A 14,620-nucleotide genomic window follows, 5' to 3' on the forward strand; every position below is an offset into this window, starting at 1 on the left:
CCCGGCCGGCGATTGAGGCCATCTTGTACGGCATATAGAAGGGGCGGTCACCCACTGGGTGACCGCCCCTTCTACGTACTGCTTAAGGCTACTTGCCCTTAGCTGCTTCCTTGAGCTTGGAGCCCGCCGAAACCTTGACGCTGTAGCCGGCCGGGATGTTGATCGGCTCGCCGGTCTGCGGGTTCCGGGCGGTGCGAGCGGCACGGTGGGTGCGCTCGAAGGTCAGGAAGCCGGGGATGGTGACCTTCTCGTCGCCCTTGGCAACGATCTCGCCGACGGTCTCGGCGAACGCCGCCAGCACGGCGTCGGCGTCCTTGCGGGTCACCTCGGCGCGGTCGGCCAGCGCGGCCACCAGCTCACTGCGGTTCATGTTTGTACTCCCGTGTTCTTCTTGCCGTTGAGGCGTGCCACGCGGCGGGGCCGCATGATGGGCACAGCGAAGCCGATGCTGCCAGGGTCCTCGGTCAGGCCCCGGACCCGGGTCCGTCATCCAGACCCTCGCGCCCAGAAAGGCATCCTGCCCCCACCTGCGGCGGGAAAGCCAATCCGGGCCCCTTGCGGGTCACACGAAAAGCTTCACCGCCCCTGGAAGGTGGCAGTCGGGGGCGCGCTTCCACGCCACCCTAGAGGGCCTTTACGGGCCCTGCGTTCCGCGACGCGCCGTACTACTGGGCCGTGGCGCCTGTCACAGCGACCCCGGCCGTCACCCCGGCGGCCTTCGCCGCGCTGCGCACCGCATCGGCGACCGCGCCCGCGACCTTGTCGTTGAAGACGCTGGGGATGATGTAGTTCGGGTTGAGCTCGTCCTCGGCGACGACGTCCGCGAGGGCGCCCGCCGCCGCCAGCATCATCTCCGTGTTGACGGTGCGCGACTGGGCGTCGAGCAGGCCGCGGAAGACGCCGGGGAAGACCAGGACGTTGTTGATCTGGTTCGGGAAGTCCGAGCGTCCCGTGGCCACGACCGCCGCCGTCTGGCGGGCGATCGCGGGGTCGACCTCGGGGTCCGGGTTCGCGAGCGCGAACACGATGGCGCCCTCGGCCATGGCCGCGACGTCGTCGGCGTTCAGGACGTTCGGGGCCGATACGCCGATGAAGACGTCGGCGCCGACGACCGCTTCCTTGAGGGTGCCGCGGGCGCCCTCGGGGTTGGTGTTGTCGGCGATCCAGCGCAGCGGCGAGTCCGGCGCGGCGTCCACCAGGTCCTCGCGGTCCGCGTGCACGACACCGTGGATGTCGGCGACGACGGCGTGCTTGACGCCCGCCGCGATGAGCAGCTTGAGGATGGCCGTACCGGCCGCGCCCGCACCGGACATGACGACGCGTACGTCGCCGATTCCCTTGCCCACCACGCGAAGTGCGTTGGTCAGCGCGGCGAGCACGACGATCGCGGTGCCGTGCTGGTCGTCGTGGAAGACGGGGATGTCGAGGGCCTCGCGCAGGCGGGCCTCGATCTCGAAGCAGCGCGGCGCCGAGATGTCCTCGAGGTTGATGCCCGCGAAGCCGGGGGCGATCGCCTTGACGATCTCGACGATCGCGTCCGTGTCCTGGGTGTCGAGGCAGAGCGGCCAGGCGTCGATGCCGGCGAAGCGCTTGAAGAGGGCGGCCTTGCCCTCCATGACGGGCAGCGCGGCTTTCGGGCCGATGTTGCCGAGGCCAAGAACAGCTGAACCGTCCGTTACGACCGCAACGGAGTTGCGCTTGATGGTGAGGCGGCGCGCGTCCTCGGGGTTCTCGGCGATCGCCATGCACACGCGGGCCACGCCCGGGGTGTAGATCATGGAGAGGTCGTCGCGGTTCCGGATGGGGTGCTTCGACTGCATCTCGATCTTGCCGCCGAGGTGCATCAGGAACGTACGGTCGGAGACCTTGCCGACGGTGACGCCCTCGATGGTGCGCAGCTGCGCGACGATCTCGTCGCCGTGCGTCGTGGAGGTCGCCGCGATCGTGACGTCGATCCGGAGTGCCTCATGGCCGGAAGCCGTGACGTCGAGGCCGGTGACCGAGCCTCCGTGGGACTCGACGGCCGTGGTGATCTGGGAGACCGCGGTGCCGCTCGCGGGCACCTCCAACCGGACCGTGTTCGAGTAGGAGACGCTGGGCGCCGTTGCCATGGCCGACTTCCTCTGCTTTCACCGTGTTGCTCTTGCCGTCCGATCGTCGCACCTACCACTGAGTACGTGGTAGCCGCCTCGGATTGCGAACTTTTCGTTCACTGGCTTTTCGGAAACTAGTTTCCACCATACGAGAAGTTGGGGGCGCTCGGTAGAGGGAAACGGAAACCGGTGGTTGAAACCGGAAGAGGCCCCCGTCACGTGGTGACGGGGGCCTCTTCCGAACGCTTAATGACACCGACCCGCCATGCTCGCCTCGCGGCAAGTGGTCGCTCGTAGCGACGATGGTTGGGCCCGGGGGCTTGGATCGGGCCGGTGCCACATCAACGGTAACAAACGATCCCCGTAAGGCAATTCCCGTCCCGACAAGTCTCTGAAGTCATTCGCGGAGCAGGTCCTGCGCCTCAGTCGCGGAGCAGGTCCGGCACGCCTTCCCCGTCCGGGTCGTCGCGCTCGCCGGACAGCACCGTCAGCTGCTGCGTGGCGCGCGTCAGCGCCACGTACAGGACGCGCAGGCCAGCCGGGGACTCGTCCGCGATCTCGGCCGGGGAGACGACGACTGTCGCGTCGTACTCAAGTCCCTTGGCCTCCAGGCTGCCGAGCGCCACCACACGGTCGCCGAGCCCGGCGAGCCATTTGGCCGCCTGCTCGCGGCGGTTCATCGCCACGACGACGCCCACGGTGCCGTCCACCTGGTCGAGCAGCCGCGCCGCCTCCTCGCGCACAGAGGCACCGAGGTCCTTGTCGCGTACGACGGCGAAGCGGGGCTTTACACCGGTGGACCGTACGGCTGACGGCGACTCGGAGCCGGGCATCGCCAGCGCGAGCACCTTGGCGGCGAGGTCGGCGATCTCGGCGGGGTTGCGGTAGTTGACGGTCAGGGTGAAGCGGCGGCGCGGGCGGCTGCCCAACGCCTCGTCGCGGGCGGCGGCGGCCTCGTCCGGGTCGGACCAGGAGGACTGGGCGGGGTCGCCGACGATCGTCCACGTGGCGTGCCGTCCCCTGCGGCCGACCATGCGCCACTGCATGGGGGTCAGGTCCTGCGCCTCGTCGACGATGACGTGCGCGTACTCGGTGCGCTCCGCGGCGAGCCGCTCTGCACGTTCGCGCTGGGACTCCTCGCGCTGCGGCATCAGTTCGTCGAGGCCTGTGAGCAGGTCGAGGGGGTCGAGGTCCTTCTTCTTACGGGGCCTGGGCGGCGTACCGAGAATCGACTGGAGCTCGTCGAGGAGCGCCACGTCGTGCACGGACAGGGCGTCGCGCTTGAGGGAGCGGGCGACCTTGCGGACCTCGCCCGGGTTCAGGACGCGGCGTGCCCAGCGGCCCAGGCGCCGCTCGTCGCCCATCGCGGACAGCACGGCGCGCGGCGTGAGTTCGGGCCACCAGGCGTCGAGGAAGCGGATGAAGTCGTCCTCGGACGTGATGTCCTCGTCGAAGGACGAGCGCAGCTCGGCGGCCAGTTCCGGGTCGCTGTGCCGGCCCGCGGAGCCGGACTGCGACCACAGGGCGTCCAGGAGGAGCTTGCGGGCGCGCGGGCGCAGCAGGTTGACGGGGGCGGTGCCGCTGAGCGCGTTGCGGCGGATGCGGCCCAGGGCGTCGGCCTCCAGCTCCAGGCGGCGGCCGAAGGCGACCACGCGGAGGCGGGTGGGGGTCTCGGCGGGGGTCTGGAGCCCCTCGTCCTCGTCGTCCTCGCCGAAGGAGAGCTGGCCTCCCCGCGAGGCAGCCGTGCCCGTACCGCTCTCCAGGGCGCCCCGCGCGGCCTTCCGCAGGACGTGCAGCATCCGGGACGAGCCCTTGACCCGGGCCACCGCCGGAGAGTCGTAGACAGTCGCCCCCTCGGGTGCGGCTTCGTCGGCCAGCGCGCCCACCGCGCGGATCGCGACCTGTCCCTCCTCGCCGAGCGAGGGCAGCACGCCCTCCGTGTAGGCCACGAGCAGCGGGGTCGGCGAGACGATGAGGATGCCGCCCGCGTACCGGCGGCGGTCCTGGTAGAGGAGGTATGCCGCGCGGTGCAGGGCCACGGCGGTCTTGCCGGTGCCGGGGCCGCCCTCGACGTACGTCACCGAGGCGGCGGGGGCGCGGATCACCATGTCCTGCTCGGCCTGGATCGACGCCACGATGTCCCGCATCGTGTGGCTGCGGGCCTGGCCGAGCGCCGCCATCAGGGCGCCGTCGCCGATGACGGGCAGGCTCTCGCCGTTCAGGGTCGCCTTGAGCTCCGGGCGCATCAGGTCGTCCTCGACGCCGAGGACCTTGCGGCCCTTGGAGCGGATGACCCGGCGGCGCACGACACGGCCCGGGTCGACCGGCGTCGAGCGGTAGAAGGGCGCGGCGGCCGGGGCGCGCCAGTCGATCACCAGCGGGGAGTAGTCGGCGTCCAGGACGCCGATGCGGCCGATGTGCAGGGTCTCGGCGATCTGGGCGGTGTTGTTCTCGCTCACCGCGTCCTCGGCCGGCTCGACCGACGTGTACGCGCCGTCCGGGCCCTTCTTGCCGTCCTTGCCGAGCAGCAGGTCGATCCGCCCGAAGAGGAAGTCCTCGAACTCGCTGTTGAGGCGGTTGAGATGCACTCCCGCGCGGAACACCTGCGCGTCCCGCTCGGCGAGCGCGCCTGGCGTGCCGACCTGGGAGCGCTTGGCCGCGTCGGTCATGAGGAACTCGGCCTCGTGGATCTTCTCCTCGAGACGCCGGTAGACCTGGTCGAGATGTTCTTGTTCGACGCTGATCTCGCGGTCGCGTACGTCGGCCACCGAGGCCCCTTTCCGGACGTGCAGCTGCCCAATCGAGCAGCCGTCTACCGTACGCGAAAGGGGGCCCCTGTGTGACCTCCGTGTGCGCTTGTCCTACGCGTCCACCTCCACGAGGCGGTCACCGGCGAGGGTGGTCACCTCGAAGTGGTCGATGTCGTTCCGGTCCATCGCGGCGCCCCCGTGGACGTACAACGGGCTGCGCGCCCACTTGTTCGGGCTGTCCTCGATGCCGTAACCCCACTTCGGGACGGACCAGGTGGTCACCGTCTCCTTCTCACCGTCCTTGCCGACCGCGACCAGGGAGCACTTGAGCGGGCCCTTCACGTTCTTCAGCTCCAGGACCGTGTGCGTGCCCCAGGCCTTCTTCTCCGTGCCGACCGTGGCGCTGACCTTGGTCGTCGGGTCGGTGGCCTTGATCTTGTCGTCCATGTGGTTGAAGAAAGCGTCCTCGGCGGGGCTCGTGGGGTGCGGCTCGCCCGCCACGTCCTTCGAACCGCCGTCGTCGTTCACCGCGAGGACCGCGAGCGGCCCGCCCACGATCAGCGCCGCCGCCGCGGCCACCAGATACATGCCGCGCCTGCGCTTCTGCGCACGCTTCACGGAGACCTCGTCCACGAGCCGGTCCGCGAGGCGCGGGCTCGGCCTCGCGGCGAGCTGTTCGCCGATCGCCGGTACGCCGTGTGCCCCCGGGAAGTCCGCGAGCGCGGCCAGCATCGGCTCCATGCCGGAGAACTCCTCCAGCTGCCGCGCGCAGAACTCGCAGCCCGCCAGATGTCCCTCGAAGGCCGTGGCCTCCGCGTCGTCCAGGATGCCGAGGGCGTAGGCGCCGACGGTCTCGTGCACGTCGCCCTGCGCGCCATGACTGGTGTAGTCGGACTCGTTCATGCCGTCACCCCCCGCTCCTCAAGCGCAAGCTTCATCGAGCGCAGCGCGTAGAAGACCCGCGAGCGCACCGTCCCACTCGGTATACCCAGTGTCTCGGCCGCCTCATTGACCGTACGCCCCTTGAAATAGGTCTCGACAAGTACCTCCCGGTGCGCGGGAGTCAGGTCGTCGAGCGCGTCCGAGAGTGTCATCAGCCACAGCGCCTTATCGATCTCGTCCTCCGCGGGGATGACCTCCAGCGGCGACGGATCGACCTCCTGCGGCCGGGCCTGCCGGCTGCGGTGGCCATCGATGACGATGCGCCGTGCGACCGTCACCAGCCAGGGGCGTACCGAACCGGTCGCACGATTGAGCTGACCGGCGTTCTTCCAGGCACGGATGAGCGTTTCCTGTACGACATCTTCGGCGCGCTGCCGGTCTCCCGCCACCAGGCGGAGCACATAGGCCAGAAGTGGACCCGCGTGCTCGCGGTAGAGGGCGCGCATCAACTCCTCGTCCGGTCCGTTGCGTTGGGGGACCAGGCGATGTCGGCGAGGACGTTCCTGCGGGCGCTCATCGGCCACGGCGGAATCCTTGCGCACGTCTGCCTCCGGTGTCCGCTCTTCGTCATGGCTGGCTCACCGGGGATGTACGTAGGCGGGAACGGATGTGTTCAACCGCGCGCCGAAGAAGTTTGATCAGGCCCGCGGAAATTTGATCAGGCCCGCGCGAGCGCCGCCCGCCGCCGGTGTCTGGCCACCCGCTCACGGTTGCCGCACACCTCACTGGAGCACCAGCGGCGGCGGCGCCCGCGTGACGTGTCCAGGTACACGATGGGGCAGTTGTCGCCCTCGCACTGGCGCAGCAGGGCGCGCGCGGCAGGGTCGGTGAGCAGGTCGACGGCGTCTCGGGCGACGGCGGCGAGCAGGGCCGCGCAGCCGGGATCGCCGTCCAGGGCGCGGGCGAGGCTGCCGTCGGGGCGCCGGACGGCGCGCGGGGCCGGCGGCGCGGGCGCGGCGAGGGCGTTGACCCTGGCCAACGCGGCGTCGGCGGGCCGCCCTTCGAGTTCGGCGAGCACCAACTGACCGGTGTTGCAGCGCAGTTCGTGGAAGGCGACGAGCCAGACGGGGCCCGCCCCCGGCAGGGCCGTGCGATCCGGGATGAGCCCGGCGCCCGCGAGCCAGGCGCGCAGCCGGTCCACGGTGTCGAGCCGTTCCACGGGATGGTTCGTCGCCACGAGGTCCAGACAGCTCCGCCCGGAGTCGAATCGCAGCTCGTACGTGGCCGGGTCCATGCCCAGTGCCATGCGCCTGTCACCGCCTTGTGGGGTTACCGGTGAGTGCTCCCCCTACAGTGCCTCGCCTTGGGCGGGGGCGGAACCCCTGCCACCGGGCGCGGGGTGAGACGCCCGCTTATGGGCGTGCGCTTCGCAGCGATGGTCCGGCATCCGGCCGCCCGGTTGACTTGGCCCCATGAAAGACAAGAGTCGCGAGACGAACCATCGGGGACAGGGCGCCGCCGGGGCCGTCCTCGGGGCCGCCATCGTCACGATGGGCCTGATCTCCGGAACCTTCTACATCTTCTCCTGCGGTGTCATGCCAGGCCTCGGGCGCAGCGACGACCGCGTCTTCATCGAGGTCATGCAGAACATGAACGACGCGTTCAACAACCCGGTCTTCTTCGCGAGCTTCCTCGGCGCGCTGCTCTTCACGGCCGTCTCCGCGTGGCAGCTGCGCGGCACGAGCTCGTACCGGTGGGTCCTCGCCGCGCTCGTCGTCTATCTCGCGGCCTTCGTGATCACGTCGGTCGTGAACGTGCCGCTGAACGACGAACTCGCGGACGCGGGCGATCCGTCGAAGATCGGCGATCCGGCCGCTGTGCGCGAGGACTTCGAGGACCCGTGGCTGGCATGGAACGCCGTACGGACCCTGCTCTCCACCGTGGCGATCGGCCTGCTCGCGCGGGCGCTGGTGCTGCGGGGGCGGGACAGGGTACGGGGGCGGGACGGGGCTCGGGGGCGGGACAGCGGGGAGCGCGGCAGTGCGCGTCAGTCCGCGTACTTCGACTCAGCGGCCGGATCGAGCGAGAGCCGGTAGCCCCGCTTGACCACCGTCTGGACGAGCTTCGGCACGCCAAGTGCCGTACGCAGCCTGGCCATCGCGGTCTCCACGGCGTGCTCGTCGCGCCCCGTGCCGGGCAGCGCGCGAAGGAGTTCGGCGCGGGAGACCACCCACCCCGGGCGCCGCGCGAGGGCCCGCAGCAGCGACATGCCGGCGGGCGGCACGGGCCGCAGCTCGTCGTCGACCAGGACGGCGTGGCCGCGGATCTCGACGCGGTGCCCCGCGACGGGCAGCGTACGGGCGCGGGCGGGCAGTTCCTGGCACAGGATCTGTACGAGGGGGCCGAGCCGGAAGCGTTCGGGCTGCACCGTGTCGACACCGCGGGCCTGGAGCGGCAGCGCGGTGACGGGTCCCACGCAGGCGGACAGGACGTCGTGCTGGAGTGCGGCGAAGAGCTCGATGGCCATGCCGCGCTCCTCGGCGCGGGCCAGGAAGGACGCGGCGGCGGGTGCGCTGGTGAAGGTCAGCGCGTCGACGGCGCGCGCGACGGTGGCGTCGAGGAGCCGGTCGACGGGCGCGAGGTCCTCGGGCGGCATCCACCGGTAGACGGGCACGCCGACGACCTCCGCTCCCCCGGCACGCAGCGACTCGACGAAGCCGGGCAGCGGTTCGCCGTGCAGCTGGAGCGCGACGCGCTTGCCGTCGACGCCTTCTTCGAGCAGCCGGTCGAGTACCTCCGCCATGGACTCGGAGGAGGGCGACCACTTCTCGGTGAGCCCGGCGGCACGTATGGCGCCTTTGACCTTGGGCCCACGAGCAAGCAGCTCGACGCCCCTCAGGCACTTCAGGAGCGCTTCCCCGAACCCCCACCCGTCGGCGGCCTCGACCCAGCCGCGGAACCCGATCGCGGTGGTGGCGATCACCACGTCGGGCGCGTGGTCGATCAACTCCTTGGTGGCGGAGAGGAGTTCGCTGTCGTCGGCGAGCGGAACGATGCGCAGTGCGGGAGCGTGCAGGACGGTGGCGCCACGCCGCTGGAGCAGCGCGCCGAGCTCGTCGGCGCGCCGGGCGGCGGTGACGCCGACGGTGAATCCGGCGAGGGGGCCGTTCTGGTTCTGCTGACCGTTCTGAGGGGTCGCGTGCATGGCAGCTGCTCTCGTCCCGCTAGTACTGCGCGATGGGTGGTCCGGGGTTGGACGAGCCTGCCAACGGCCCGTGACAACCCCGGATCATCACGATGTCGTACGTGTTACACCAGCGTACGACCACCCTTCCGTCAGACTTCCGCGTACGTGAGCTGGGGCTTCGTCTCCGCGTCCGGGGTCTGCCCGGAGTCCGGGGCGGCCGTCGGGCGGCGAAGGTATACGGCCCACGTGACGCAGAAGCACGCCGCGTAGAAGACGAGGAAGGCGACGAAGGCACCGGTCCCCGACCCCACGGTCTGGAAGGACTGCCGGAAGGCGAGGTTGATCCCGAGCCCGCCGAGCGCGCCGACGGCGCCGATGAGCCCCATGGAGGCCCCGGAGAGTCGCCGCCCGTAGGCCGCGGCGGCTTCCCCGTCGAGCCCCTTCTGGAGGGCCTTGGCCTGGAAGATCCCGGGGATCATCTTGTACGTCGACCCGTTGCCGAGGCCGCTGAGTACGAAGAGCACGACGAAGGCGGCGACGAAGAGGGCGAGCGACTCCCGCATGGAGGCGATGACGACGACGGCGGTGGCCGCGCCCATCCCGACGAAGTTCCACAGGGTGATGCGGGCCCCGCCGAACCGGTCGGCGAGCCGCCCGCCCACGGGCCGGATCAGCGAGCCGAGGAGCGGCCCGATGAAGGTGACGGCGGCGGCCTGCAGCGGCGTACGCCCGAACTGGGTCTGAAGGACGAGCCCGAACGCGAAGCTGTACCCGATGAAGGACCCGAAGGTCCCCACATACAGGAACGCCATGATCCAGGTGTGGGCATCCCGGACGGACTCCTTCGCCGCCCCGGTGTCGTTCTTCACGGTGGCGAGGTTGTCCATGAAGAGGGCGGCGCAGAGGGCGGAGACGAAGATGAGGGGGATGTAGATCCCCAGGAGCACGCGGGGCCCGCCCCCGGCCCCGATGACCCCGAGCCCGGCGAGCTGCACGACGGGCACGCCGATGTTGCCGCCCCCGGCATTGAGCCCGAGCGCCCACCCCTTCTTCCTCAACGGGAAGAAGGAATTGATGTTGGTCATGCTGGAGGCGAAGTTTCCGCCACCGACGCCGGTGAGCAGGGCGCACACCATGAATGTGGTGTAGGAGGTCCCGGGCTCCATGACGACGAAGGCCGCGACGGTCGGGAGGAGGAGCGCGCTGGCCGCGATGATCGTCCAGTTACGCCCGCCGAAGCGGGCGACGGCAAAGGTGTAAGGGACGCGGACAACGGCCCCCACCAGGGTGGCCATGGACACGAGAAAGAACTTCCCGGCGGGATCGATCCCGTACTCGGGCCCCATGAACAGAACCATCACGGACCAGAGGGTCCAGATGGAGAACCCGATGTGCTCCGAGAGGATCGAGAACACCAGATTCCGCCGGGCGACGCGCTCGCCTCCCTCCTCCTTCCAGAACTTCTCGTCCTCCGGGTCCCACCGTTGGATCCACATGACAGGCCTCATCTCCACGGCTTGCGGCTGATGACCCGAAGGTAGGGAGGACGGGTTTCAGCCCTGTGGCACGCGGTGACCGGCGGGGAACTTTGCTCTCACGTGGGGGCGGGGCGGGCGGTGAGGATCCCTCGCGGGGGGGGCGTCGAGGCAGGTCAGTCGAGGGCGACCTTGTTCTTGTCGCTGCCGCGGCCGCTGCCGCTGCTGCCGCTGGGCGGAGGGGGCGGTGGGTAGCCACGACCACCCCCGGCCGCCTCCACGCCCTGATACGCACCCTCAAGGCCAGCCCCGGCCCCGGGGGGCCACCGCGGGTTCACCCCAGATGCGTATCCCCCAGTGAGATCAGCAGCCTCCGCAACGCCCCATCCAGCGCCCGCCGGTCATCCGCCGACAAAGACCCCAGCATCCGCTCCTCGTTCGCCACATGATCGACCACCGCTCGGTCGACCAACTCCCGGCCCGCATCCGTCAGGCGGACGCGGATCGCGCGGCGGTCCGTCGGGTCCGGGTGGCGTTCGATCAAGCCCTTGCGTTCCAGCTTGTCGAGGCGGTTGGTGATCGCGCCTGAGGTCACCATGGCCGTCTTGATGAGGCCGCCCGCCGTCAGTTCGTGTGGGGCGCCGACGCGACGCAGCGTCGCCAGGACGTCGAACTCCGCGAACTCCAAGCCGTGTTCGGCGAAGATCGGCTTCATTCCCTTGCTCAGCAGATGGTCCGCCCGTTTGATGCGGCCCACCAGGGCCATCGCGTCCAGGCCCGCCGCGTCCATGTCCGGGCGCTCGCGGTGCCACTGGGCGCGCAGCTCGTCGATGGCGTCGGCCACCACCTCAGGGTCAGCCATTCCCGCACTCCTCTCAGGGCCCTGGGGCATCTCTCAACGTTCAGATACTTGACGTTCGTAGACCCAGGGTTCATATTTATCTCAACGTTGAGAATAACAGCGTTCAGGGGAACGAGGGGGAGCACACCATGTCCATCAGCAGCCCGCAGGCAGGCACAGCAAGCGCCGCACGCCGCATCGCACGCATCACACACCGCCCCACCGGTCAAAGCCGCCCCGGTCCAGCGCCGCGAAACCGCGCTCTCGCCGCCGCCGTCCTCGCCGCCATCGGCCCCGCCACCTGGGGCACCACCTACGTCACGACCACCGAACTCCTGCCCCCGGACCGCCCCTTGCTCGCCGCGGCCCTGCGCGCGCTGCCCGCCGGGCTCATCCTGCTCGCCCTCACCCGGCGGCTGCCCAGCGGCGACTGGTGGTGGAAGGCGGGGGTGCTCGGGCTGCTCAACTTCGGGGCGTTCTTTCCTCTCCTCTTCTTCGGCGCCTACCACCTTCCCGGCGGCGTCGCATCGACCGTCAGCGCCGTCATGCCGCTGCTCGTCGCGGGCTTCGGGGTGGGGGTTCTGAAGGTGCGGCCCACACGGCGGACCTTGGCCGCCGGGCTCGTCGGTGTTGTCGGCGTCGGGCTGCTCGTCCTGCGCGGCAGCGCATCCGTCAACCTCGCGGGGATCGTGGCCATGCTGGCCGCCACCACGCTGATGGCCCTCGCCGTCGTACTCAGCAAGCGATGGGGACGGCCGGAAGGCGTCTCGCTGCTTGCCCTCACCGGGTGGCAACTCACGGCGGGTGGGCTGGTTTTGGCTCCCGTCGCCCTGACCTTCGAAGGTCTCCCTGGCCACTTCACCGGTGCCAACCTCGCCGGATACGCCTACCTCGGCATCATCGGCACCGCCGTCGCCTACGCCCTCTGGTTCCGCGGCATCGAGCGGCTCCCCGCGTCGTCCGTCTCGTTCCTCGGGCTGACCAACCCCGTCGTCGCCACCCTCGCCGGGCTGCTCCTCCTGGGGCAGACCCTCACCCTCTGGCAGGTGGGCGGGCTGGTCCTCGTCGTAGCGAGTGTGCTGGTCGGGCAAGGCCGCCCTGCACAACGACGCCAGTAGCCCCTCCCCCTCCCCGCACCATCCGCCCCGCACAAGGAGCAGCCCCCATGCGCATCACCGTCCTCGGCGCAGCCGGCAACGTCGGCAGCCGCGTCGTCACCGAAGCCCTCGCCCGCGGCCACGAAGTCACCGCCGTCGTCCGCGAACCCGCCCGCTTCCCCTCCCTGCACCCCGCCGCCACCCACCGCACCGGCGACGCCGGAGTCCCCGAGCATGTCGCCGAGTTGAGCGCCGGGCAGGATCTCGTGGTGAACGCCACCAGACCCGCACCGGGCCGCGAGGCCGAACACGCCGCCATCAGCCGGGCGTTGCTCGCCGGCCTTGCCGCAACCGGCGTCCGTCTGCTGATCGTCGGCGGGGCGGGAAGCCTGACCGTGCCCGGCAGCGGCGGCGTCCTCGCCATCGACGATCCCGCATACGTGCCCGCTGCCTGGCGGCACATCGCCCTTGCCTCCAACGCCCAGTACGACGCCGTCCGCACCGCCGACACCGACGTCGACTGGACGTACCTGAGCCCGTCCGCCCTGCTCGAACCGGGCGTCCGCACCGGCACCTACCGGCTCGGCGCCGACGAGTTGATCGTCGACGCCGAGGGGAAGTCATCCATCTCCATGGAGGATCTGGCGGCGGCCCTTCTGGACGAGGCCGAGCGCCCCGAGCACCGCCGCACCCGCTTCACCGCGGGCTACTGACCTCCCGCTTGAACTGCTGGTTGGCACCGTTGCCGCACGTCCACTGGACGAGTCGGGCGCCGTCGCCGGTGGACTCGTCCGCCACGTCGAGACACTTGCCGCTGTGCCGGGAGACCAGCCGGTAGGTGTCGTCTCCCCGGCCCCCGGACCCCCGGTCCTCGAAGCGCCACTGCTGGTGCGCGCCGGAACCGCACCGGTACTGGTTCACGAAGGCCCCGTCCCCGGTGGCCTCGTCCGCCACGTCCAGGCACTTGCCGCTGTGCTGCGCCAGGACCCGTACGTATCCGTCGCCCGCGTCCTCCAAGCGCCACTGCTGGTTGAGACCGCCGTCGCAGGAGTACTGCACGACGGCCGCGCCGTCGGCGGAGGAGGCGTCGGAGACGTCGAGACACTTGCCGCTGTGCCGGGCGGTGAGGCTGTAGCGGGGTCCGCCTCCCACGCCTTTGACGGTTCCGGTGTCGGTGTCGACGGAGAGCTCCGGGTACCACGGCAGGCTCATGGTGGTCCTGGTCGGGAAGGCCAGCGGCAGCCAGACGTACTGGGAGTCGTTGACCGTGCCGCCCATGGAGTTGCCCCAGCGGTCGCCCATGTAGAGGTAGGAGGTGCCTGAACTGCCTTGCACCGGCAGGACGTACGCGGTCTGGGAGCCGTAAGCGGTCGCGTCGCCGACCTCCTTCATCTCCGACCAGGGGCCGGTGATGCTCTCGGCGGTCGCGTACTTCTGCTGGTTGGGGTACCAGCCGCTGGTGCCCGAGGTCAGCATGAAGTAGACGCCGTCGCGCTTGAACAGGGCCGGGGACTCACGGTGTTGGTTCGGCCAGGGGTTGGCGACCTCCTTGTCGAAGGCCGTGTAGTCGTCCGTCAGCCTGTAGATGAAGAGGTCGGCGTTCTCGCTGCCGGACGAGATCTGGTACGCGGTGCCGTCGTCGTCCTTGAACAGCGTCATGTCACGGGACGTGGTCCCGCTCGGCGGCCGGAAGCTGCCCTTCCAGCTGTAGTCGCCGTCGACCGTGTCGGAGACGGCCACGGCGGTGCGGGACTCGGTGTAGTCCTTGCCGTTCTCCTTGTGCATCCACATGACGAACTTGCGGGTCTCGCTGTTGTAAATGACCTTGGGCCGCTCGATGTTGGCGACGGAGAGCTCCGGGTCGCTCTCCTGCGTCAGGACGTTCTTCCTGAACTCCCACGTCTTCAGGTCGGAGGAGCGGTAGACCGAGACGGCCTTGAAGGTGTTGTCCGCGTGACGGTTCTCGCCGAACCAGTAGTAGAAATCACCCACCTTGACGGCTCCACCGCCGTGGGCGTGCACTCCTGCGCCCGTGGTGTCCGTGAACTGGGTCCCGTTGGTGACGGTGACCGGCGCGGCATGCGCCGGGAGGCCGGCGGCAACCAACCACACCACGGCCAGGATGGCGGCCAGTAAGGGTCTGCGGGCGCGTCGGAACATCGAAGGTCCCTTCTTCGAAGGTGGGGGTGGACGCGAGCGGGCGTTCTCTCGGACATCTGTCACCGGCACCTCTCACCGGCGTCTCTAATTGTTGGGTCATGTTGATGTCTGTTGAGGGACCGTAAATGTGCCGGA

At 70.0% G+C, this 14,620-nt stretch carries 13 protein-coding genes; 3 read left to right on the forward strand and 10 right to left on the reverse strand.

The features are described from left to right. Nucleotides 1–88 precede the first annotated feature (88 nt). The 6 genes from E5671_RS19905 to E5671_RS19930 form a co-directional block, all read right to left on the reverse strand. A complete protein-coding gene (locus tag E5671_RS19905) occupies nucleotides 89–370 on the reverse strand; it encodes an HU family DNA-binding protein (protein ID WP_016645140.1) in 282 nt (93 codons plus the stop codon). A 295-nt stretch (nucleotides 371–665) separates the two neighbouring features. Next, entirely contained in the window at nucleotides 666–2,111 is a 1,446-nt protein-coding gene (locus tag E5671_RS19910; protein ID WP_160505319.1) for an NAD-dependent malic enzyme, read from the reverse strand. A gap of 404 nt (nucleotides 2,112–2,515) precedes the next feature. Further along, on the reverse strand, nucleotides 2,516–4,861 hold the full coding sequence (locus tag E5671_RS19915; protein ID WP_336605793.1) for a HelD family protein: 2,346 nt from the start codon (nucleotides 4,859–4,861) through the stop codon (nucleotides 2,516–2,518). 93 nt (nucleotides 4,862–4,954) lie between these two features. Then, nucleotides 4,955–5,746 (reverse strand): zf-HC2 domain-containing protein, encoded by a 792-nt coding sequence (locus E5671_RS19920; protein ID WP_160505320.1) that lies wholly within the window; start codon nucleotides 5,744–5,746, stop codon nucleotides 4,955–4,957. Further along, nucleotides 5,743–6,327, reverse strand: a complete 585-nt coding sequence (locus E5671_RS19925; RefSeq protein ID WP_160505321.1) for a sigma-70 family RNA polymerase sigma factor — start codon at nucleotides 6,325–6,327, stop codon at nucleotides 5,743–5,745. Before E5671_RS19925 ends, E5671_RS19920 begins: the two co-directional genes overlap by 4 nt. A gap of 116 nt (nucleotides 6,328–6,443) precedes the next feature. Further along, nucleotides 6,444–7,031, reverse strand: coding sequence for a CGNR zinc finger domain-containing protein (locus tag E5671_RS19930; protein ID WP_160505322.1), 588 nt, complete (start codon nucleotides 7,029–7,031; stop codon nucleotides 6,444–6,446). A gap of 166 nt (nucleotides 7,032–7,197) precedes the next feature. Between E5671_RS19930 and E5671_RS19935 the strand changes: the two genes are divergently transcribed. Next, the gene (locus tag E5671_RS19935; protein ID WP_237330199.1) at nucleotides 7,198–7,821 is read left to right on the forward strand and encodes an anthrone oxygenase family protein; all 624 of its coding nucleotides are present in this window, start codon (nucleotides 7,198–7,200) and stop codon (nucleotides 7,819–7,821) included. Here E5671_RS19935 and E5671_RS19940 read toward each other — a convergent pair. The 3 genes from E5671_RS19940 to E5671_RS19950 all read right to left on the reverse strand — a co-directional run bounded on the left by E5671_RS19940 (nucleotide 7,773) and on the right by E5671_RS19950 (nucleotide 11,249). Further along, a complete protein-coding gene (locus E5671_RS19940; protein ID WP_160505323.1) occupies nucleotides 7,773–8,930 on the reverse strand; it encodes a uroporphyrinogen-III synthase in 1,158 nt (385 codons plus the stop codon). The genes E5671_RS19935 and E5671_RS19940 overlap by 49 nt on opposite strands. A gap of 131 nt (nucleotides 8,931–9,061) precedes the next feature. Continuing rightward, nucleotides 9,062–10,408 (reverse strand): nitrate/nitrite transporter, encoded by a 1,347-nt coding sequence (locus E5671_RS19945; RefSeq protein ID WP_237330200.1) that lies wholly within the window; start codon nucleotides 10,406–10,408, stop codon nucleotides 9,062–9,064. A gap of 313 nt (nucleotides 10,409–10,721) precedes the next feature. Further along, nucleotides 10,722–11,249 carry a MarR family winged helix-turn-helix transcriptional regulator gene (locus tag E5671_RS19950; protein WP_160505325.1) on the reverse strand — a complete coding sequence of 176 codons (528 nt, stop codon included), beginning with the start codon at nucleotides 11,247–11,249 and terminating at the stop codon, nucleotides 10,722–10,724. Between the two features lie 128 nt (nucleotides 11,250–11,377). Here E5671_RS19950 and E5671_RS19955 point away from each other — a divergent pair, with 128 nt between their 5' ends. Continuing rightward, the gene (locus E5671_RS19955; RefSeq protein ID WP_160505326.1) at nucleotides 11,378–12,346 is read left to right on the forward strand and encodes an EamA family transporter; all 969 of its coding nucleotides are present in this window, start codon (nucleotides 11,378–11,380) and stop codon (nucleotides 12,344–12,346) included. A gap of 47 nt (nucleotides 12,347–12,393) precedes the next feature. After that, the gene (locus E5671_RS19960) at nucleotides 12,394–13,038 is read left to right on the forward strand and encodes an NAD(P)-dependent oxidoreductase (protein WP_160505327.1); all 645 of its coding nucleotides are present in this window, start codon (nucleotides 12,394–12,396) and stop codon (nucleotides 13,036–13,038) included. Here the strand turns inward: E5671_RS19960 and E5671_RS19965 are convergent. Then, nucleotides 13,022–14,485 (reverse strand): RICIN domain-containing protein, encoded by a 1,464-nt coding sequence (locus tag E5671_RS19965; RefSeq protein WP_160505328.1) that lies wholly within the window; start codon nucleotides 14,483–14,485, stop codon nucleotides 13,022–13,024. The two genes, E5671_RS19960 and E5671_RS19965, sit on opposite strands and share 17 nt — an antisense overlap. Between the last annotated feature and the right edge of the window lie 135 nt (nucleotides 14,486–14,620).

It is taken from the genome of Streptomyces sp. BA2, from assembly GCF_009769735.1.
Classification (GTDB): domain Bacteria; phylum Actinomycetota; class Actinomycetes; order Streptomycetales; family Streptomycetaceae; genus Streptomyces.

Excerpts from the sequence above, each read along its gene's own strand:
- E5671_RS19930 (WP_160505322.1), bottom strand. The coding sequence starts at position 7,031 with ATGGCACTGGGCATGGACCCGGCCACGTACGAGCTGCGATTCGACTCC.
- E5671_RS19910 (WP_160505319.1), bottom strand. The coding sequence starts at position 2,111 with ATGGCAACGGCGCCCAGCGTCTCCTACTCGAACACGGTCCGGTTGGAG.
- E5671_RS19950 (WP_160505325.1), bottom strand. The coding sequence starts at position 11,249 with ATGGCTGACCCTGAGGTGGTGGCCGACGCCATCGACGAGCTGCGCGCC.
- E5671_RS19960 (WP_160505327.1), top strand. The coding sequence starts at position 12,394 with ATGCGCATCACCGTCCTCGGCGCAGCCGGCAACGTCGGCAGCCGCGTC.
- E5671_RS19935 (WP_237330199.1), top strand. The coding sequence starts at position 7,198 with ATGAAAGACAAGAGTCGCGAGACGAACCATCGGGGACAGGGCGCCGCC.
- E5671_RS19920 (WP_160505320.1), bottom strand. The coding sequence starts at position 5,746 with ATGAACGAGTCCGACTACACCAGTCATGGCGCGCAGGGCGACGTGCAC.
- E5671_RS19905 (WP_016645140.1), bottom strand. The coding sequence starts at position 370 with ATGAACCGCAGTGAGCTGGTGGCCGCGCTGGCCGACCGCGCCGAGGTG.
- E5671_RS19945 (WP_237330200.1), bottom strand. The coding sequence starts at position 10,408 with ATGTGGATCCAACGGTGGGACCCGGAGGACGAGAAGTTCTGGAAGGAG.
- E5671_RS19940 (WP_160505323.1), bottom strand. The coding sequence starts at position 8,930 with ATGCACGCGACCCCTCAGAACGGTCAGCAGAACCAGAACGGCCCCCTC.
- E5671_RS19965 (WP_160505328.1), bottom strand. The coding sequence starts at position 14,485 with ATGTTCCGACGCGCCCGCAGACCCTTACTGGCCGCCATCCTGGCCGTG.
- E5671_RS19955 (WP_160505326.1), top strand. The coding sequence starts at position 11,378 with ATGTCCATCAGCAGCCCGCAGGCAGGCACAGCAAGCGCCGCACGCCGC.